Annotated in this window: 18 protein-coding genes; 9 read left to right on the top strand and 9 right to left on the bottom strand. The window is 73.6% G+C overall.

Annotated features, from left to right (window positions below):
• Positions 1-224 precede the first annotated feature (224 nt).
• Genes ACH4K4_RS14735 through ACH4K4_RS14725 form a run of 3 tightly spaced genes read left to right on the top strand, consistent with a single transcriptional unit; the run spans position 225 to position 3372 of the window.
• The gene (locus ACH4K4_RS14735; protein ID WP_398167481.1) at positions 225-1571 is read left to right on the top strand and encodes a hemolysin family protein; all 1347 of its coding nucleotides are present in this window, start codon (positions 225-227) and stop codon (positions 1569-1571) included.
• The gene (locus ACH4K4_RS14730; protein ID WP_398167480.1) at positions 1568-2713 is read left to right on the top strand and encodes a hemolysin family protein; all 1146 of its coding nucleotides are present in this window, start codon (positions 1568-1570) and stop codon (positions 2711-2713) included. The genes ACH4K4_RS14735 and ACH4K4_RS14730 overlap by 4 nt, the downstream gene beginning before the upstream one ends.
• On the top strand, positions 2713-3372 hold the full coding sequence (locus ACH4K4_RS14725; RefSeq protein WP_398167478.1) for a TetR/AcrR family transcriptional regulator C-terminal domain-containing protein: 660 nt from the start codon (positions 2713-2715) through the stop codon (positions 3370-3372). The genes ACH4K4_RS14730 and ACH4K4_RS14725 overlap by 1 nt, the downstream gene beginning before the upstream one ends.
• A 34-nt stretch (positions 3373-3406) precedes the next feature.
• Here the strand turns inward: ACH4K4_RS14725 and ACH4K4_RS14720 are convergent, their stop codons facing one another.
• The 3 genes from ACH4K4_RS14720 to ACH4K4_RS14710 all read right to left on the bottom strand — a co-directional run bounded on the left by ACH4K4_RS14720 (position 3407) and on the right by ACH4K4_RS14710 (position 8019).
• Complete coding sequence (locus ACH4K4_RS14720) at positions 3407-5314, bottom strand: AAA family ATPase (RefSeq protein ID WP_398167476.1); 1908 nt, start codon at positions 5312-5314, stop codon at positions 3407-3409.
• 438 nt (positions 5315-5752) lie between these two features.
• Positions 5753-6361, bottom strand: coding sequence for a uridine kinase (locus tag ACH4K4_RS14715; protein ID WP_398167475.1), 609 nt, complete (start codon positions 6359-6361; stop codon positions 5753-5755).
• A gap of 110 nt (positions 6362-6471) precedes the next feature.
• Complete coding sequence (locus ACH4K4_RS14710; protein ID WP_398167473.1) at positions 6472-8019, bottom strand: flavin-containing monooxygenase; 1548 nt, start codon at positions 8017-8019, stop codon at positions 6472-6474.
• A gap of 168 nt (positions 8020-8187) precedes the next feature.
• Here ACH4K4_RS14710 and ACH4K4_RS14705 point away from each other — a divergent pair, with 168 nt between their 5' ends.
• Together ACH4K4_RS14705 and ACH4K4_RS14700 are read left to right on the top strand one after the other, a co-directional pair.
• A complete protein-coding gene (locus tag ACH4K4_RS14705) occupies positions 8188-9546 on the top strand; it encodes a peptidase C39 family protein (RefSeq protein WP_398167471.1) in 1359 nt (452 codons plus the stop codon).
• Between the two features lie 106 nt (positions 9547-9652).
• The gene (locus ACH4K4_RS14700; RefSeq protein ID WP_398167469.1) at positions 9653-10171 is read left to right on the top strand and encodes a hypothetical protein; all 519 of its coding nucleotides are present in this window, start codon (positions 9653-9655) and stop codon (positions 10169-10171) included.
• Between the two features lie 5 nt (positions 10172-10176).
• On the opposite strand, the gene ACH4K4_RS14695 is transcribed toward ACH4K4_RS14700, so the two are convergent.
• The 5 genes from ACH4K4_RS14695 to ACH4K4_RS14675 form a co-directional block, all read right to left on the bottom strand.
• Positions 10177-10872 carry an HAD family hydrolase gene (locus ACH4K4_RS14695; protein ID WP_398167468.1) on the bottom strand — a complete coding sequence of 232 codons (696 nt, stop codon included), beginning with the start codon at positions 10870-10872 and terminating at the stop codon, positions 10177-10179.
• Between the two features lie 104 nt (positions 10873-10976).
• Positions 10977-11687, bottom strand: a complete 711-nt coding sequence (locus ACH4K4_RS14690) for a phosphatase PAP2 family protein (protein ID WP_398167467.1) — start codon at positions 11685-11687, stop codon at positions 10977-10979.
• 100 nt (positions 11688-11787) lie between these two features.
• On the bottom strand, positions 11788-12726 hold the full coding sequence (locus ACH4K4_RS14685) for a M56 family metallopeptidase (protein ID WP_398167465.1): 939 nt from the start codon (positions 12724-12726) through the stop codon (positions 11788-11790).
• A 129-nt stretch (positions 12727-12855) separates the two neighbouring features.
• Positions 12856-13413, bottom strand: a complete 558-nt coding sequence (locus ACH4K4_RS14680; RefSeq protein WP_398167463.1) for a DUF5134 domain-containing protein — start codon at positions 13411-13413, stop codon at positions 12856-12858.
• Between the two features lie 165 nt (positions 13414-13578).
• Positions 13579-13971, bottom strand: a complete 393-nt coding sequence (locus tag ACH4K4_RS14675; protein WP_398167462.1) for a VOC family protein — start codon at positions 13969-13971, stop codon at positions 13579-13581.
• A gap of 131 nt (positions 13972-14102) precedes the next feature.
• On the opposite strand from ACH4K4_RS14675, the gene ACH4K4_RS14670 reads away from it, so the two are divergent.
• Positions 14103-14636: a GNAT family N-acetyltransferase gene (locus tag ACH4K4_RS14670; RefSeq protein WP_398167460.1), complete on the top strand. Its 534-nt coding sequence runs from the start codon at positions 14103-14105 to the stop codon at positions 14634-14636.
• Between the two features lie 59 nt (positions 14637-14695).
• On the opposite strand, the gene ACH4K4_RS14665 is transcribed toward ACH4K4_RS14670, so the two are convergent.
• Entirely contained in the window at positions 14696-15379 is a 684-nt protein-coding gene (locus tag ACH4K4_RS14665) for a glycerophosphodiester phosphodiesterase (protein WP_398167459.1), read from the bottom strand.
• A gap of 684 nt (positions 15380-16063) precedes the next feature.
• On the opposite strand from ACH4K4_RS14665, the gene ACH4K4_RS14660 reads away from it, so the two are divergent.
• Genes ACH4K4_RS14660 through ACH4K4_RS14650 form a run of 3 tightly spaced genes read left to right on the top strand, consistent with a single transcriptional unit; the run spans position 16064 to position 19337 of the window.
• Positions 16064-17461 (top strand): DUF6421 family protein, encoded by a 1398-nt coding sequence (locus tag ACH4K4_RS14660; RefSeq protein WP_398167457.1) that lies wholly within the window; start codon positions 16064-16066, stop codon positions 17459-17461.
• 47 nt (positions 17462-17508) lie between these two features.
• The gene (locus ACH4K4_RS14655) at positions 17509-18270 is read left to right on the top strand and encodes an SDR family NAD(P)-dependent oxidoreductase (protein ID WP_398167456.1); all 762 of its coding nucleotides are present in this window, start codon (positions 17509-17511) and stop codon (positions 18268-18270) included.
• Positions 18267-19337, top strand: a complete 1071-nt coding sequence (locus ACH4K4_RS14650) for a threonine aldolase family protein (RefSeq protein WP_398167455.1) — start codon at positions 18267-18269, stop codon at positions 19335-19337. The genes ACH4K4_RS14655 and ACH4K4_RS14650 overlap by 4 nt, the downstream gene beginning before the upstream one ends.
• Positions 19338-19489: the final 152 nt, after the last annotated feature.

Below are 19489 nucleotides of genomic sequence, written 5' to 3'. Positions count from 1 at the left end.
CGCGCGCCCGTCCAGGACACCGGCGCCGACCCTGCCCGCATCCCCGCCCTGCTGATTACCCTGGTGCCCAGGGCGCGCACCGCGCCCCGCCCCGTCAGCGGGCCACTGCGACCTGAGGAGTGACTCCCTCCAGCAATGGACGGATCGTCCGGTAGTACCTGCGCCGCCCCTCCACCGGAACCCCCGCATCCACGGGAGTTCCCCCGCTTCCCGGAGACGGCGGCATGACCGCCAGTCTGCTGCTGCTCGCGGCGGCACTCGTCCTGATCCTCGCCAACGGCTTCTTCGTCGCCGCCGAATTCGGCCTGGTGACCGTGGAGAAGGCCGAGGCCGAACGGGCCGCGCAGGAAGGCGACCGGCGCGCCCGCACCGTCGTCGGCGCCCTGCGCGAACTCTCCTTCCAGCTCTCCGGCACCCAGCTCGGCATCACCATCACCTCCCTGGTGGTCGGCATGCTCGCCGAGCCCGCCCTGGCCCACCTGCTGTCCGGGCCGCTGGCCGACACCGGGCTGCCGGCCGGCGCCGTGCCCGGTATCGCCGTCGTGATCGGCATGCTGCTGGCGTCCGCCGTGCAGATGGTCCTCGGTGAGCTGGTGCCCAAGAACTGGGCGGTGTCCAGGCCGCTCCGGGTCGCCCGCTTCGTCGCGGGCCCGCAGGGCGCCTTCTCCCGCTTCTTCCGCCCGGTGATCTCCCTGCTGAACACGGTCGCCAACCGCCTCGTACGGGCCCTGGGCGTGGAGCCCACCGACGAGCTGGCCTCCGCCCGCACACCCGGCGAACTGGTCTCGCTCGCCCGCCACTCGGCCCTGGCCGGGGCGATCGAGCAGGACACCGCCGACCTGTTCGTACGGACCCTCTCCCTCGGCGGGCTGACCGCCGAGAACGTGATGACCCCGCGGGTGCGGGTCAGCGCCCTGCAGGCGTCCGCGACCGCCGAGGACGTCCTCAACCTCACCCGCGCCACCGGCCTGTCCCGCTTCCCCGTCTACCACACCCGGCTCGACGAGGTCGTGGGCATGGTGCACCTCAAGGACGCCCTCGCGGTGCCCGAGCACGAGCGGCTGCGCACCCCGGCCGCCCGGATCGCCGTACCGCCGCTGCTGGTCCCCGCGACGCTGCCGGTGCAGCCGCTGCTGGAGCGGCTGCGCAGCGAACAGCCGATCGCCGTGGTGGTCGACGAGTACGGCGGCACGGCCGGTGTCGTCACCCTGGAGGACATCGTCGAGGAACTGGTCGGCGAGGTCCGCGACGAGCACGACCGGATCGACCTGCCCGAACTGGCCCAGGCACCGCCCGAGGACGGCCGGCCCGCCTGGGACGCCGACGGCGGCTGCCGGGTGGACACCCTGCTGCGGATCGGCCTGGACGCGCCCGACGGCCCGTACGAGACCGTGGCGGGCCTGCTGGCCCACATACTCGGGCGGGTCCCCGCCCCCGGCGACACCGCCGAGCTGGACGGCTGGCGGCTGCGGGTGCGGCTGGTCTCCCACCACCGCGCCGAACGGGTCCGGATCATACGGACCACGAGCGCGGCGGCGCCGGCCCCGCTGATGGCGGAGGTGTCCCGGTGAGTTTCCTGCAACTTCTCTTCGCCGCCTTCCTGGTCCTGGTCAACGGCTTCTTCGTGGGCGCCGAGTTCGCACTGGTCTCGGTGCGCCGCAGCCAGATCGAACCGCTGGCCACCGCGGGCTCCAAACGGGCCCGCAAGGTCCTGCACGGCCTGGAGAACCTGCCGCAGATGATGGCGGCGGCCCAGTTCGGCATCACCGTCTGCTCCCTGACGCTCGGCGCGGTCGCCGAACCGACCGTCGCCCGCCTTCTGGAACCCCTCTTCCACGCGGCGCACCTGCCCGAGCCGCTGATCCACCCGCTCGGCTACGTCATAGCCCTGGCCGCGGTGGTCTTCCTCCACCTGGTCATCGGCGAGATGGTCCCGAAGAACCTGGCGATGGCCGCGCCGGAGAAGACCGCGCTGTGGTTCAGCCCGGGCCTGGTCGCCTTCGCCCGGCTGTGCCGCCCGGTCACCGCCCTCCTCGGCGCCTGCGCGCGCGGCGTGCTGCGCCTGTTCCGCGTCGAGCCGAAGGACGAGGTCGAGGCGGTCTTCACCAGCGAGCAGCTCACCCACCTCGTCGAGGACTCCAAGCAGGCCGGCCTGCTGGCCCCCGCCGAGCAGGAGCGCCTGTCCGACGCGCTGGAACTGGGCAGCCGGCCGGTCACCGACGTCCTGCTGGACCCGGCCGGGCTGGTCACCGTCGATCCGGCCGTCACCCCGCGCCAGGTCGAGGAGCTGACCGTCAAGACCGGTTACTCCCGCTTCCCGGTGTCCGCGCCCGGTGGCGCTTACATGGGCTACCTGCACGTCAAGGACGTACTGGATCTGGAGGAGGGCGACCGCGCGGTACCGCAGCACATCTGGCACCCGATGGCGACGCTGCGTGCCGAACTCCCCTTGGACGACGCCCTGACCGCCATGCGCCGGGCCGCCTCCCACCTGGCCGCGGTGGCCGACGCGTCCGGCCGGGTGCTGGGCCTGGTCGCGCTGGAGGACGTACTGGAGAAGCTGGTGGGTGAGGTGCGCGACCCGGCACACCGCCAGGAGCTGCCGCGGCTCGCGCAGGTGGGCGGCCGGGCCGCCGAGGCGCCGGGCGACCGGGTCTCCGGCCCGCGCGGCGAACCGGACCCGGCCAGGGGAGGCCGGGCGCTGGCGGGCTGATGGCCAAGGGGCGGAAGCGGGCGCGCGGCGAGCGGGCGGGGCTCAGCCGCGGGCGGGTGCTGGACGCGGCGCTCGCGCTGGTCGACCGCGACGGGCTCGCCGCCCTCTCGATGCGCCGCCTCGGCGCCGAACTCGGCGTCGAGGCCATGACGCTGTACCACTACGTCCCGAACAAGGACGCGTTGCTGGACGGCCTGGTGGAGCGGGTGTTCGAGCAGGCGGCTCCGTTCGCCGCCGACTGCGGGCGCTGGCGGGCGGCGCTGGAGGAATACGCCGGCTCCCTCCGGCAGACCCTGCTGCGCCACCCCGGCGTCCTGCCGCTCGCGACGAGCCGCCCCGCCGTGCCGCCGCAGACCCTGGACGCGGTGGAACACGGCCTGCGGATGCTGCGCGACGCGGGCTTCCCGCTCGGCCGGGCGCTGGACGTGCTGACCTCGCTCACCGTGTTCGCCGTCGGGCACACCGCCGCCGAGGCCGCCACCGCGCGCGTGAACGAGCAGGGGGCGCCCGGCTCGGCCGCGTATCTCGCGCAGTTGGACACCGGCCGCTTCCCGCTGCTCGCGGAGGCCGGCCGGGGCGGCCACGGGGCCGACGGCGCGGCGCGCTTCCGCCACGCCGTCCGGGCCCTGCTGGCGGGCTTCGACGCCGCGCCGCGTTAGGAGCGTCCGCCCGGCCGGACGGACGCCCGGCGCGTCAGAGCGGCGGCGGGCTCTCCGGGCCCGGGCCGGTGGCCGGGCCGCGGCCGGACAGGACCTCGCCGTACGCCTGCATCAGGTCGGGCAGCCGCAGGGTGGCCAGGTCGTCCCGGTCCGGGGTGCAGGCCCAGGTGGACAGCCGCAGGTCACGGTAGGCGCAGCTCTTCTCGTACAGGGTGCGCAGGAAGCGGCCGTTGCCGAGTTCGTCGATCCAGCCCTGGTCGATGACGTGCGAGCTGATGCTGCGCAGTTCCTCCAGCGACTCCTCGTCCCAGTGGTCGCCGTTCTCGGCGGCCAGCACCTCTCCGATGGCCGTCAGCTCGGACGGCCGGTAGCTCGGGAAGTCGACGCGCGAGGTGAAGCGGGAGGACAGGCCGGGGTTGGCGGCCAGCAGCCGGTCCATGCCCTCCGGGTAGCCGGCGAGGATGACGACGAGGCGGTCGCGGTTGTCCTCGGCGCGCTTGAGGAGGACCTGCAGGGCCTCGTCGCCGTACGCGTCGCCCTTGCTGTACGCCGAGTTGGACAGGCTGTACGCCTCGTCGACGAACAGCACCCCGCCCAGCGCCGAGTCGATCAGCTCGTTCGCCTTCACGGCGGTCTGGCCGAGGAACTCGCCGACCAGGTCGGCGCGTTGCGCCTCGACGAGGTGGTCGCCGCCGAGCAGCCCGAGAGCGTAGAACACCCGGCCGAGTATCCGGGCCACGGTGGTCTTTCCGGTGCCGGAGGGGCCCGAGAACACGAAGTGTCGTTTCGGCGGCTGCACCGGCAGGCCCTGGCCCGCCCGCAGCCGGGCCATGCGCAACTGCGCGGACAGCGCCCGCACCTGACGCTTCACCGGTTCCAGCCCGACCATGCGTTCCAGTTCGGCCAGGGCCTTCTCCAGCAGCACCGGGTCGGGAGGCCCCGCGGGCAGCTGCTCGGTCCCGCACCGGCCCCCCGGCGCGGCCTTCTCCCGTACGGCCGGCCCGGTGTCCCCGGGCGAGCCGCCCGCCAGGTCGCCGTCCGGGCCCTCCGGCTCGGTCGCGGCCAGCAGCTCCCGCCCGTCCACCGGGTCGAGCGGGGACAGCGGATCGAGGTCGCCGCCCGCCTCCTGGCCGAAGCCGGCGGCGGAGACGGCCGCCAGGTCCGTGCCCTCCTCCAGGCCGTCGCCCTCGGCGATGGCCGCGAGCCGCGCCGAGGTGTCCATGAACGCCGGGTCGACCCGGTGCACCGAGCGGTACAGCGGCAGCGCGGCCGCGCTGCGGCCGGTGCCCTCGTGGGCGCGGGCGAGCCAGTACCGCAGCTCCTTGCGCTGCGGCTGCTCGCTGCGGCAGCGCATCAGGGCGGCCGACAGCAGCGGCTCGGCCTGCCCGTACATCTCCTGGCGCACCCGTGCCATGCCGCCGAACAGCCCGGACTCGATGCCGAGCAGCGGGTCGTCGAGCAGCGGTTCGGTGTGCCGTACGAGCTGGTCCCAGTCCTTGACGAGGTAGGCGCGGCAGGCGTGCAGGAAGCGCACCTGCGGGTCGGTGTCGACCGGCGGGCAGCCGGCCAACGCCTGGTCCAGCTCGCCGACATGGCGGCCGTCGAGCCAGTGCGAGGCGTGCGCCAGCAGCAGGTCGCGGCCGGTCTCCAGCACGGGCTGCACCCACCAGCCGAGCCAGTACCAGGAATTGAGTGTGCGCCGGTGCCGGGCGCGCTGTTCGCCGAAGCGGTCGCGGTGCCGGTGCATGCGCAGCAGCGCGGTCGAGGTGTCCGCACGCAGTGCGTGCAGGCCGAGCCATCCGTCGGCCATCGTCGGATCCATCCGCACCGCGGCCCGGAACTCCTCCTCGGCCTGCGGGTACGCGCCTACGGTGTAGGCGTCTACCGCGCGCAGCCAGGCGAGTTCGGCCGGGGCGTGTGTGCCCTGCGTGCCGAATTCCATCACGTCCCCCACAAAACGTCCCCCGTGGTGTGCCGCCGGGCGAGTGCCAGGCCGCAGCGTGTTCGAACCGCCGTGCTGTGGACGGGACTTGCTCGCCGTCCGGGCTCATCGCGTGCGTCCTTCGGTGGCACAGACTCGCATCGTACCTGCGGTATCGGTGCAGGCCGAAGAGGGCGGTACGAGGGAAGGCGAGGCTCCGCGGCGCGAAGAGTGCGGTGACATAGGGTGAGGGGGGTGGGTGCCGTGCGGCGCTCGATGAGCGCCCGGCACAGAACGAAGCCCCCGATCACGGGGGAACAACCGGGGGCTTCGCGTCTGCGGGCGGTCCGTCAGAACCGCACATTGAGAACGTAAGTCCTGTACGCCCCCCAGGTCAAGCCGAGTTGAGGCAGTCGGCGGTACCCGCACGGGGACGATCTGCGTACCGGCTGTGGTCCGTCACGTACGGTGATGATTCCGGGGCGCACCACCCGCACCGCCAGGCCCCGGCAGCACCTCGTAGCCCTCGCTCAGCGCGTGTACCAGCAGTCCGGCGTGCGGACGCGAGGGGTCCGCCGCGAAATGGGCGCGCTCCGCCGGAATCCAGTCATTCCAGAACGCGGAGAGGTCCGGACCGTCCCGGAGCCGTCCCCTGTCCCAGGAATGACCGGCCGTCAGTTCCATCCACAGCAGACACGCCAGGTACGGACGCAGGGCGCGGCGGCCCGCGCCGACGCCCTCCACGATGACGGCGTGCGCCGGTGCCAGCTCCCGGCGCGTGGTGAACTCCCTGCGCTCCCAGTCGTACACCCGGTACCGTGCGCGCTCCCCCCGGGACAGGGGCTCCAGCACCTCGGACCGGAACCGGTCGGTCCAGGCGAACAGCTCGTCGTGGGTGGCGATGTCGTCCAGATGGACGACCGGTGCGCCGCCGAGCGCCGCGGCCAGGCGCCGCGCGAAGGTGCTCTTGCCGGACCCGGCGTGCCCGTCCACCGCGATCAGCCGCACGGGACCACAGGACGGGGGCAGCGTGCGCAACCGGTCGGCGAGGCCGGCCAGGGCGGACACGGGTGACGCGGACCGCGCCGCCGGACGGGCCGGCCACGGCCGGATCGGTTCTTGACTCACGCTGCTGCCTGTCTGACGGGGCCGGGGACCGCGGCCAGCGTATCCAGCCCTCAGGCCCCGCGGCCCGGCCCCGGGCGCCGGGCGGCGTCCGGGGCGCGGCCGAACCGTACGCCCTGGTCGGCGACGGGCCCGCGGCGCATCCGGTACGCGTCGCGCGGGTAGTTCTGCGGCACCCGCCAGGGCGCGGCCGGCCCCTGCTTGGGCAGGGCGCCGAGGCCGCGCCGCACATAGCCGGACGTCAGGTCGAGCAGCGGCCCCAGCGGCAGGGAGCGGTCGGGGGAGCGCGGCGTGCAGACGGCGTAGCCGTGCGCGTCCATGTGGCGGAGCAGCCGGCACACGTACCGGGCGACGAGGTCGGCGCGCAGGGTCCAGGAGGCGTTGACGTACCCGATGGTGAACGCCAGGTTCGGCACGCCGGACAGCATCATGCCCTTGTAGGCGACGGTGTCGGCGAGGACGGTCTCCTCGCCGTCGACCAGCAGCCGGGCACCGCCGAAGGCGAGCAGGTTCAGCCCCGTGGCGGTCACGACGAGGTCCGCGTCGAGACGGCGGCCCGACGCCAGCCGCACGCCCGACGCCGTGAAGGTCTCGATGCGATCGGTCACGACCGAAGCGCGCCCCTCGCGCAGCGCCGCGAACAGATCGCCGTCCGGCACGAGGCAGAGCCGCTGGTCCCACGGGTCGTACGCCGGGGTGAAGTGCGTGCCGACGTCGTAGCCCGGCGGCAGCCTGCGGGTGACGCCCCTGCGCAGCAGCGACTTGGCGGCTTCCGGGGCACGGCGGCTGAGCTGGAAGAACGCGAGGCCCAGCAGCACGTTCTTCCAGCGGACGGCAGGGGCGGCCAGTTTCGGCGGCAAGGCCCGCAGCAGGCCCCGGGCGACCGGGTCCCGGGAGGGCAGGGAGAGCACATAGCCCGGCGAGCGCTGGAGCATGGTCACGTGCCCGGCCCGTTCGGCGAGCGCCGGCACCAGGGTGACCGCCGTCGCGCCGCTGCCGATCACCACGACGCGGCGACCGGTGTGGTCGAGGTCGGCGGGCCAGTGCTGCGGGTGCACGACCCGGCCCGCGAAGTCGCCGATGCCGGGGAAATCGGGGGTGTACGCCTCGTCGTAGCGGTAGTAGCCCGTGCACATGAAGAGGAACGAGCAGGTCAGCCGTACGGCCGAGGCGCCGGCGCGGGCTTCCACGGTCCACCGGGCCCGCGCGGACGACCACGACGCCTGTACCACCCGGTGGCCGAACCGGACGGCGCGGTCCACGCCGTGCTCCCGGGCCGTGGCGCGGATGTAGTCGCGGATGGCGGCACCGCCGGCGAGGGACTCGGCGCCCCGCCACGGCCGGAACGCGTACCCGAGCGTGTACATGTCCGAATCCGAACGCACGCCCGGGTAGCGGAACAGGTCCCAGGTCCCGCCGATGGCGTCCCGCCCCTCCAGGATCGCGAAGGTCCGGCCGGGGAAGGCGCGCCGCAGGTGGCAGGCGGCGCCGATGCCGGACAGGCCGGCCCCGACGATGACGACGTCGACGTGCTCCGCAGCGTCCACGAACCCGCCCCTCTCCCGCACGCGGGGCCGCGGTGGCGGCCCTTGCTGCCGCATCCTGCTGATCCCTGCCGCGACGCGCGGCGAACCGCTGGCCGAAGGGCGGGTCCAGGGGCAATAGTTGAGCCACGGCCGCCGGGCGGCCGTACCCGCCTGTCACCCCGCCCGTCCCGCCCCACCGCTCTCCTGGCTCATCCCATCGCATCCGACTGGGGGACCTCCACCATGAGCAGACCCACGCCCCGGCGTACCGTCCTGGCCGCCGCCCTCGCCGTCGTGGCGGGCGCGGCCACCCCGCTGGCGCACGCCGCCTCCCCTTCCGCACCGTCCGCCGCACCGAAGGCGAAGCGTCTCGTGGACTACCGAGCCTGGCACACCGCCGCCGACTTCAACCAGGGCACCGCGAACGGCACCCGCGTGGTGAACGGAGGACGCCCCGGGGTGGCGATCGGCACCCCGGCCGGCTCGGCCGACTACCGGGACCCGCACACCGGTACGACCGCCACCTGGGAGTACGCGGTCTGGACGTCCCCCGTCCGTACGCTCAAGGTGCCGTCCACGGAAGCCGTCGCCTCCTGGAACGCCCATACGCCGGCCGGCACCTGGATCGCCGTGGAACTGCGCGGCACGTACAGCGACGGCAGCACGACGCCCTGGTACGTGATGGGCCGCTGGGCCGCGGGGGACGGCGACATCCGCCGTACCTCCGTCGACGGCCAGAAGGACGGCAAGAGCAACATCTCCACCGACACCTTCGCGATCGACAACCCCGCGAGCGGCCTGCGGCTGAGCGCGTACGAACTGCGGGCCACGCTCTACCGCAGGCCCGGCACCACCCTCACGCCCACCGTCTGGCGCCTGGGCCTCATGGGGTCCGACGTGCCCGACCGCTTCGACGTGCCCGCCTCCAAGCCCGGCGCCGCGACCGGCCGCGAACTGACCGTGCCGCGCTACTCCCAGGAGACCCACAAGGGCCAGTACCCGGAGTACGACAACGGCGGCGAGGCCTGGTGCAGCCCCACCTCCTCCCAGATGATCATCGAGTACTGGGGCCGCAAACCCACCGCCGCCGACCTGGCCTGGGTCAACCCCGCCTACGCCGACCCCCAGGTCTGCCACGCCGCCCGCCACACCTACGACTACCAGTACGCCGGCTGCGGCAACTGGCCCTTCAACACCGCCTACGCGGCCACGTACCGGAACATGGAGAGCGCCGTCACCCGGCTCCGCACCCTCTCCGACGCCGAGACCCTGATCAGGGCGGGCATCCCCGTCATCACCTCCCAGTCCTTCACGGCGTCCGAACTGACCGGCGCGGGCTACGGCACGGCCGGCCACCTGATGACCGTCATCGGCTTCACCCGCACCGGCGACGTCGTCGCCAACGACCCCAACTCCCCGACCAACGCCGCCGTCCGCCGCGTCTACAAGCGCCGCGAATTCGAGAACATCTGGCTCCGGACGAAGCGCAAGAACGCCGAAGGCAAGGTCGTCAGCGGCACCGGCGGCATCTGCTACGTCTACTTCCCCACCGACATCTCCGCCGCGCAACGGGAGGCCCTGGACGCGGTGGGCATCCGCTGAACCGGCGCGCCCGGGGCCGTCCGCCGTCTACCGGTGCGAGGAATCCTGTGGCGCAATGGGATCAGTGGGGCCACCGGGGCGCCGCGCAGGGGAGTCGGGGGTACGTATGTCCGTCACGGTTTGTTCGCTGCTCTGGGACGCGGCGAAGCACGGGGCCGGGTCGCAGAAGATCTCGTACGACAGCGACGGGTACCACCTGGTGCGGTTCCCGTACGGGGCGGGGGACGAGTCCTACGACCCCTGGAAGATGCACGACCCGGCCAACGGGGGCGGCTCGCCGTCGGTGTTCCCCGATGCGCGGTCAGGACTGATCTGGCCGAGTCACGAGGGCTGGGGAGTGCTGTCCGCGATGGTGTTCTGGGACGCGGACGACCAGCCGAACGAGTACCGGGCCCGCTTCGTGCGCGACCCGCTCGGGCCCGGGTACGACTCGACGGCGACCACGGACACATGGAAGACCGGTGGCGGTCAGTACAAGACGTACTTCTGGCAGATCTTCGTGCACCCGGGCACGCCGCTCGGCCTGAAGATCTCCGCGCGCGGGCCCGGGGACGCCAAGGTGCCGACCGCGATCACGCACGCCCAGTTCAAGCTGGCCATTCACACGGACGTGCTGCGGCCGTAGGGCGGTCAGCCCGCCAAGGAGAGGGCGGGGCGCAGGCCGTCGGGGCGTTCGTGCACCGGGAGGTGGTCGACGGGCAGGTACGTGCAGCCGAGTGCGGTCGCGCCGCCGTCGGCCTCCCGGTCGTCGCCCACCATCAGGACGTCGGCGGGGTCCAGCCCCAGCTCCCCGCAGGCGATTTCGAACAGCCGCGGGTCCGGTTTCTGGATGCCGTGCTCGTACGACAGGACGTACCGGTCGACGAGGCGGTCGAGGCCGTGGGCGCGGAGCACCGGGCGCAGGTCCCAGCCGATGTTGCTGACCACGCCGACGCGCAGGCCGCGCCGCCGCAGTTCGCCGAGCACCTCGGCGGCGTCGGGGTACGGCGCCCACGCGGCGGGCGTCATGTGGCGCTCGTACAGCGCGTCGTACAGGGCGTCGTCGGGGAGCGGCACCTGCCGGGCCAGGCCGGTGTACAGCTCGCGGTGCCGGTCCGCGCTGCGGTCGCGGATGTCCCAGAGGGCGGCCAGGCCGGGGGGCAGGTGCGCCGGCGAGGAGCCGCCGGGCAGCGCGCCGGCGCGGCTCAGTTCCGCGGCGAGGCGGACGATCTCCTCCTCCGCCACCCGCGTGCCGGTCTCGTCCAGTACCGCACGCAACCAGGTCTCCGGCGACTCGATCCGCGCGAGCGTCCCGGAGAAGTCGAACAGCACACCCTTGATCGTCATGCCGCCATCCTGGCCCGCCGCACGGCCCGCCTCCAAGGGGGCGTCCGCGGCGCGTCCGGGAGCGCCGGGGCGCGGCTCGCGTGCCGACGGGCGCCGTACGGCTGTCAGCGGGGCCCGTGCCGACGCGGGTAGGTGATCGCCGCGGCCGCCACGAGGGCCGCGCCCAGGAGCCAGCCGCCGAGCACGTCGGTGGCCCAGTGGACCCCGAGGTAGACGCGGGTGAAGCCGACGCCCGCGACGGACACGGCGGTCAGGGACGCGGCGCACCACAGCCACCGCCGGCGCGTGCCGTACAGGCGCAGCAGCCACAGGGCGAGGCCGCCCGCGACCGCCGCCGTCATCGCGTGTCCGGAGGGGAAGGCCGCGTACTGCGCGGAGTCCACGGGGTCGGGCCACACCGGGCGGTGCCGTCCGACGACGGCTTTCAGCACCTGCTGGAGTGCCGTGCCCGCCACCGCCGTGCCGGCGACCCAGCAGCCCAACGCCCACCGCTTGCGCCGCAGGAGGGTGATGACCACGACGGCCAGCAGGGCCCGGAAGGTCCACGGGTCCCAGACCCAGTCCGAGAAGACCCTGTTGACCTGGGTCAGGCCGGGATCCGCTACGGCCGTGCGGTGCAGGGCCGTAGCGATGGCCCGGTCGAGGGCGAGCAGCGGGCTCCAGTGGACGGCGACGAGGGTGAGGAGGGCGAGGAAGGGGAGGGCGAGGAGGAAGGGGAGGGTGAGCGGTGGCCGGGGGCCGGGCCGGCCGGTGATGGTGCCTGCCGGGTCTGGTGGTCCGGTGGTGGGCGGGGAGGAGGGCGGGCTGGGTGCCATGGGTGCATCCTCGCCGAGGGGGCCGGGGCGGGGCCAGCGCCCCGGAGCGAACGCTTCCGCGCGCCCCGCGCCCGCACCCGTACACCGGGACGCCGGTACGTCAGTACGTCAGCGCGCTCAGCCCCGGCACGAAGGCCACCAGCAGCGGCACCGCCGGGACCAGGGCCGCGAACGCCGTCATCCGCAGCCGGCGGCCGGGCGTGAAGCGCGGCGCGGGCGCCAGCAGCCGGTCCACCCGGTGCGGGAGCTGCGTGCACTGGGCGGGGCACGGGCCGAACACCCCGCGGTCCTCGTTGAGTTCGACCAGCGCCAGGGCGATCGTCAGCCGTCCGAAGCGGCGCGAGGCCACGTCGTCGGCGGCCAGTTCCACCAGCCGGTGCACCTGGTCGCGGAACGCGGCGAAGACCGGGACCTGCGGGAAGCCGGCCGCGAGCGCCGAGGCGCAGTACAGGAGGACGTCGTGGCGGGCCCGCGCGTGCCCCTGCTCGTGTGCGATCAGCGCGTCCAGCTGACGGCCTTTGAGGCGGCGCAACGCCGAGGTGGTGACGACCAGTTGGGGTGCGGCGCCGTGCAGCCACCAGGCCTCGGGCCGGTCGCCCTCCAGGACGACGAGCCGGTCGCCGGCGCGCTCCTCGCCGGGCAGCAGCGGGGAGCGGCGCAGCAGGTCCGCTCGTCGCTGCCGGCGCCGGGCGCGGGCGCCGCGTACCTCGCGGGTGAGCATGACGGCCGTCCACGCGCCGCCGCACGCCAGTACCGCGGCCAGTACGCCGGACCAGGGGCCGTACGCCTTGAGCGCGTACGCCTCGACGACGACGCGCGGCGCGTGGCCGAAGAGGTGGCCGCGCACCGCTTCCCACGCGGCGGCGCCGCTGAGCGACATCGCGAGCACACAGCACAACAGGACGGCGGCGACCACGCACTGCCACACCCAGAGGGCGAGCACCGGTTCGCGGTCGGGCCAGTCGGCGCGGGCCATCAGGCGCGGCGCCATCGCCGCAGCCAGCGCGCCGAGCATCATCAGCGCGAGGGGGACCATCATGGGCGTCAGCCTATGAGCGGGCGGCTGCGCGTAGGTCCGATCCCGCCCGGAAGTGATGTATACCACCGACAGCCGAGGCGGGTGGTGCGCAACGGTGCTCGTGGGGGCAGCCGTCTTCGTGGCCGCCGGTCACAGGGTCAGCAGCATCGCGAACATGCCGATGCCCATCGTCACCCGGCACGCGCCCACCACCTCGGGCCACCCGGCCCGCGCCGGGTCGGCCGGGCCGGGGCCGGCCGCCGGGGGCCAGGCGCCCGCCGGTGCGAGCCGTACGCCGGCGGCGACGATGTAGACGGCGTAGTACGCCAGCAGCAGCCCGGTGAGCACCGGCAGCCCGCCCGGCCCCGCGGAGCCCAGGTGTCCCGCGTGCCCGCCGCCCACGGCCGGCATCGCGAGGGACATGTAGACCATCGCCGCCGCTCCCATCGCGTGGTGCGGGTGCCGCCGCCGCAGCGCCCACAGGCCCACCGCGCCGAAGACGGCCGCGAACGTCCACGGCGACCAGGACGGCTGCGCCACCGCCGAGGCGGGCAGCGCCATCACCGCCATGCCCAGCCCCATCAGCGCCTCGCCGCGCGCCTCCCGCCGCTGCGCGGCCGTACCGCGGCGCACGCTCGACAGGCAGTACGCGCCTGCCCCGGCACACAGCAGCACCAGCAGCCAGCCGACCCACGCCGGTCCGTGCACGGCGTACCTCCCCGAGAGCCCGTACCGGTACAGCCGCATGGTGCCCCGCCGAGGGCGCGCGGACCCCCGCCGCGCACCGGGAACCGGGAGCGCACGGACGCAAAAGGGGAGCATGCCCGGAGAGAGAGCCGGTGGGGCCCGGCGGGGCTCCTCCGGGCCCGGGGATCAGATACCGGGGCGGTAGCGCAGCGGGTGGTCCGCGGGTACCTCTGTCAGCACGATCCGGTGGCCGTCGGGGTCGGCGATCCACATCTCGATCAGGCCCCACGGTTCCCGCACCGGCGGGCGCAGCACCTCCACGCCGCGCGCTACCAGTTCCTTGTGCGCGGCGGCGGCATCGGCGACCTGGAGCCACAGTTGGAGCGTGGCCGTGGGGGGCTCTGGGGAGCGGCCGGAGACCTCCAGGAAGCCGCCGCCGAGGAAGAAGACCGTGCCGCGCTCCGGGCCCGTACCGAATTCGCGGTAGACCTCCAGGCCCAGCGCGCTGCCGTAGAACTCCCGCGACCGTTCCGGGTCGGACGGCCGCACCAGCACCCTGCTGCTCAGTACATGAACCATGCTGCGGACCCTACGCCGTCGGGCGGCGGTACCGGGGGGCTTGTTAGCCTCCGGTACGGGCGCACCGTCCGCCACGGCGTCCACGGCCCGTACCGCCGGGCCCAGTACTCCACCGGAGAGGATGCCCGCCCATGACGACCGCCGAGCTGACCTTCAGAGCCGCCACCGAGGCCGACGTCCCGGCGGTCGTCGAGCTGGTCGAGTCGGCCTACCGGGGCGACGCGAGCCGGGCCGGCTGGACCACCGAGGCGGACCTGCTGGAGGGGCAGCGCACCGATCCGGAGGGCGTCGCGGCCGTGGTGCGCCACGCGGACAGCCGGTTGCTGCTCGCCGAGAGCGTGGGGGAGACCGTCGCCTGCTGCCAGCTCGAACACCGCGGTGACCACGTGTACTTCGGCATGTTCGCGGTCCGGCCGAAGCTCCAGGGCGGCGGCTTCGGGAAGGTCGTCATGGCCGAGGCGGAGCGCACCGCCCGCGCCGAATGGGGCGCGGCCGAGATGCGGATGACCGTCATCCGGCAGCGTGCCGACCTGATCGCCTGGTACGAGCGCCGCGGTTACCGCCGCACCGGCCGGATGACGCCGTTCCCGTACGGCGACGAGCGGTTCGGCATCCCGCAGCGCGCGGACCTGGAGTTCGAGCTGCTGGTCAAGACGCTCGACTAGGACTCGGCCGGGAGCGGGCTCCGGGGCGCCCGGCCGCGGCACGGCCGGGCGGTCCCGCCTCAGGCCGTGAACCGCACCGCCCGCCGGATCTCGGGGAAGTCGGTCACCACGCCGTCCAGTCCCAGCCCGCGGCTCAGCCGGAGCTGGTCGTGGGTGTTGACGGTCCAGCCGACGACAGCCAGGCCCGCGGTGTGCGCCCGGTCCGTCAGCTCCAGGGTGAGCCGCCGGATGTCGAGGGAGAGCATCGCGGCGCCGACGGCCCGTGCCCGGTCCACCACCTCGGTGCCGTACTCCTCGGCGACCAGCGCGGTCCGTACGCCGGGCAGCAGCCTGGCGACGGTGGCCAGCGCCTCGTCGTGGAAGGAGATCACCTGGACCCGGCCGGTCAGGTCGCGGGCGCGCAGCACGTCCGCGAGCACCCGGGCGGCGGCCGCGTCCTTGATCTCCGCCTGGAGCGGCGCCCGCACCGCGTCCACGATCTCCTCGAACACCGGGACGCGTTCGCCGTCGCCCGCGTCCAGTTCGCGCAGCTCGGCCAGCGTGCGGTCGGCGACCGGGCCGGTGCCGTCGGTCGTGCGGTCCACGTCCGCGTCGTGCATCACCACGAGCGCGCCGTCCTTGCTCAGGTGCAGGTCCAGCTCGATGACGTCGAGACCCTCGCGTTCGGCGCGGACGAACGAGCGCAGGGTGTTCTCCGGCTCGACGCCCATCAACCCGCGGTGTCCGATGGTGAGAAAGGACAAGGCTGCCTCGTTTCTGTCGGGGGTGCTGACCGATGCGTGCCGACCGTGGTCCACGGCTGCTCGAAACGGCGCACAGCCTAACGGGGCACCGAAGAGGCGGATCCGATGTCGGACAGCCCTCTCACGTGGCCGGAACGGGGACTTGCCAGGCCGTGGCCGGGCCCGTCGGTGCCGCGGAATCCGGGGCGGTACGGGAGCTCGCGGACGCCGGCTCCCGGTGGGCGGGCGCGCGCCGGGGCCGTCCGTTCCATCCGTCCGGGGTGTCCGGAGGTGCATCGGCTCACTCGTACGTGGGCGAGTCCTCCGCGCACTGACGCGGCGGGCCGGGGAGCCGGTGTGGCATGGCCCCCGGAGGGCCCCGATGGACGGAACCGGTCAGCCGCGGCCCCGGGGTGCGAGGCGTGCCGTCCGCCGGGCGGACGGGATTCGACCGGATCCGGGCCCTGGCACGCGCGCTGCCGCCCGGCCCGCCCCGTTTGGTCCGGGCGCCTCGGGGCAAGCGCTGGAGGAAGCGCGGCGGACGCGAGTCAGGGTGAGAGAAACTGCTGCCTCCGCTTCGTCGGACAGGAAAAAAATCCGTGACCATGGGGGTTTGGCAGAACAATTTCCTCTGCTGCTCTTGAGAAGGCGAAGGTCTCCTGGTTACCGTGTCCGCACAACAGGATCTCCTGCCGGAGGGTAGTCATGACGGAAATTCTTTCGCCTGTGGATGCCCCAGGGGGCGCCGCGACCGCAGAGCGTGTGGTCGCGCACCCGGCGTGGCCGGTGCTCAAGGACGCCATCGAGACCATCCGCCCGTGGCAGTCCAAGGACGGCTCGGTCGACCTGGAGGCCGAGGGCGCCCCCGCCGCCGACATCGTCCGGCACGAGGTCGAGCGGGCCATCTCGGCCATCGAGGCGCTGGCGCCGCTGCTCCCGCACGACGCCGCCTACCACCAGGCGCTCGTGGCGGACCTGCGCGGCTGGGCCGACGGCGGCTTCGCGGTGCCGGACTTCCTCGACTCCCTGCTGGCCTTCCAGCCTGCGCGGCAGCGGTCCGACGGCCTCCAGCACCTGGTCGTCTTCCCCATGTACACGCAGAACGGCAACCCGGACCGCAACTTCGAGGCGGTCGTGCTGCGCATGGTCTGGCCCGACTGGCTGGCCGAGCTGGAGCGCACGCGCTACGACAACCCGCTGTTCTGCGGCATCGCCTTCGAGGACTTCACCGCCGGGTACGACACCAACTCCGCGGTCCTCTTCCCGGAGACCATCGCGGTGCGCGAGGCCCCCGAGCGCTTCACCTGGGGCGGCATCTTCTGCGACCGCGAGGCCGCCCGCTTCCGCCGGGTCAGCGAGGCCGCCGTGCGGACGCTGGGTGTCGAACTGCCCGCCGACATCCGGGAGATGCTCGCCGACCAGGACCGCTGCGAGCAGGCCTTCGTGCTCTGGGACATGGTCCACGACCGCACCCACAGCCACGGCGACCTGCCCTTCGACCCCTTCATGATCAAGCAGCGGCAGCCGTTCTGGATGTACGGCCTGGAGGAGCTGCGCTGCGACCTGACCGCCTTCAAGGAGGCCGTCAAGCTGGAGGCGGAGGGCTTCCGCCAGGCCCGCGACGTGCAGTACGCGGTGATCTTCGACCGGATGTTCCGCTTCCCCGTCACCGGCGACCGGGTGCGCAACTACGACGGTCTCGGCGGCCAGCTGCTCTTCGCCTACCTGCACCAGCACGACGTCGTACGCTGGACGGACAACACCCTGCACATCGACTGGGAGCGGGCCCCGCAGGTCACCAACCAGCTGTGCGGCGAGATCGAGAAGCTGTACCGGGACGGCATCGACCGGCCCAAGCTGGTCCACTGGTTCGCCGCCTACGACCTCGTCTCGACCTATCTCGCCCCGCACCCCGGCTCGGTCTGGGCGAAGGGACCGGACGCCCTCGACCTCGACAAGCCGCCGCGCAAGCTGGTCGACGACGTCCTGCCGGACGAATTTCCGCTCAGCATGTTCTACGAGGCCCTCGCCAAGAAACTGCGCGGCGTGATTGCCTCCACCAAGGGCATCACGGCCGAGCGTGACGTACCGGTGACGGTGTGAGGACCGGCGGCGCACCCGGCCGGCGGGAGCACGAGGAGACGAGGGACATGAGTACTGCGACGAACGGCCAGGGGCCACTGGAAGGCGCGGTCATCGCGGTGGCCGGCGCGGCGGGCCCCGCGGGGCGGGCCGCACTGCTGCGGCTGGCGGAGGCCGGCGCGACCGTCGTGGCGTCGGACGCGGACGCCGCGCGGCTGGCGGAGGCCGTGGACGCCGCCCGGTACGCACACGGCGGCGCCACCGTCACCGGCGACACCGTGGACCTGCTGGACCTGGCCGCGACCCGGGCCTGGGCGGCCCGTACGGAGAAGGAGTTCGGCCGGATCGACGGCCTGGTGCACCTGGTCGGCGGCTGGCGCGGCTCGGCGTCGTTCGCCGAGACCGACCTCGCCGACTGGGACCTGCTGGAGAAGCTGCTCATCCGCACGGTCCAGCACACCTCGCTCGCGTTCCACGAGGCACTGGAGCGCTCGGGGAACGGCCGCTTCCTGCTGATCAGCGCGGCGGGCGCGAGCAAGCCGACGGCCGGGAACGCCGCGTACGCCGCGTCCAAGGCGGCCGCCGAGGCGTGGACGCTGGCCCTCGGCGACGCCTTCCGCAAGGCGGGGGGAGAGGGCGGGCCCAAGGCCGCGGCTGCCATCCTGGTGGTCAAGGCGCTCGTCAACGACCAGATGCGCGCCGAACGCCCGAATGCCAAGTTCGCGGGCTTCACGGACGTCAAGGACCTGGCCCAGGCCATCAGCGGCGTCTGGGAGCGGCCCGCCCAGGAAGTGAATGGACAGCGTCTGTGGCTGACCCCCGAAGCGTGACCGAACGGCAGACCGACGCCCAGCGGCGCCACGACCTGACGGTGCGCGGCTTCGCCAGCGACAACTACGCCGGAGCCCACCCGGAGGTGCTGGCGGCCATCGCCCTCGCCAACGAGGGGCACCAGGTCGCCTACGGCGAGGACCAGTACACCGAGCACCTCCAGCGGGTGATCCGGAGCCACTTCGGGCAGACCGCCGAGGCGTTCCCGGTCTTCAACGGCACCGGCGCCAACGTCGTCGCCCTCCAGGCGATGACCGACCGCTGGGGCGCGGTGATCTGCGCCGAGAGCGCGCACATACACGTCGACGAGTGCGGCGCCCCGGAGCGGGTCGGCGGGCTGAAGCTGCTGACCGTACCGACCGAGGACGGCAAGCTCACGCCCGAGCTGATCGACCGCCAGGCGTACGGCTGGGACGACGAGCACCGCGCCATGCCGCAGGTCGTCTCGATCACCCAGAACACCGAGCTGGGCACGGTCTACACCCCCGACGAGGTGCGGGCCATCTGCGAGCACGCCCACGAGCGCGGCATGCTCGTGCACCTGGACGGGGCGCGGATCGCCAACGCGGCGGCGTCGCTGGACGTGCCCATGCGGGCGTTCACGAACGCGGTCGGCGTGGACGTGCTCTCCCTCGGGGGGACGAAGAACGGCGCGCTGTTCGGCGAGGCCGTGGTGGTGGTCAACCCGGACGCGGTGCGGGCGATGAAGCACGTACGCAAGATGTCCATGCAGCTGGCCTCGAAGATGCGCTTCATATCCGTGCAGTTCGAGGCGCTGCTCGCGCGCGACCTGTGGCTGCGCAACGCCCGGCACGCCAACAGCATGGCCCGGCGGCTGGCCGCCGGCGTCCGCGAGGTCGACGGCGTGGAGATCCTCTACCCCGTCCAGGCCAACGCCGTCTTCGCCCGGCTGCCGCACGACGTCACCGAGCGCCTCCAGAAGCGCTACCGCTTCTACTTCTGGGACGAGGCGGCGGGCGACGTCCGCTGGATGTGCTCCTTCGACACGACCGAGGAGGACGTGGACGGCCTGGTGGCCGCGCTGCGTGAGGAAATGGGCCGGTAGGTCGAACCGCTTGGGGTCAGCGGCCGTGGGGGGGGGGGGGGGGGGCGGGGGGGGGGGGGGGGGCCGGCCGGGGCCGCGGCCGCCCGGCCACCGCAGCGCACAGGCAACAGAGAGGGGGGGGGTTGAAGATACTTATAGGGTGGGGGGAAGCA

The organism is Streptomyces sp. NPDC017529, from assembly GCF_044329785.1.
In the GTDB taxonomy this organism is placed as follows: Bacteria; Actinomycetota; Actinomycetes; order Streptomycetales; family Streptomycetaceae; genus Streptomyces.
This window is presented reverse-complemented; position numbering and strand designations above follow the sequence as displayed.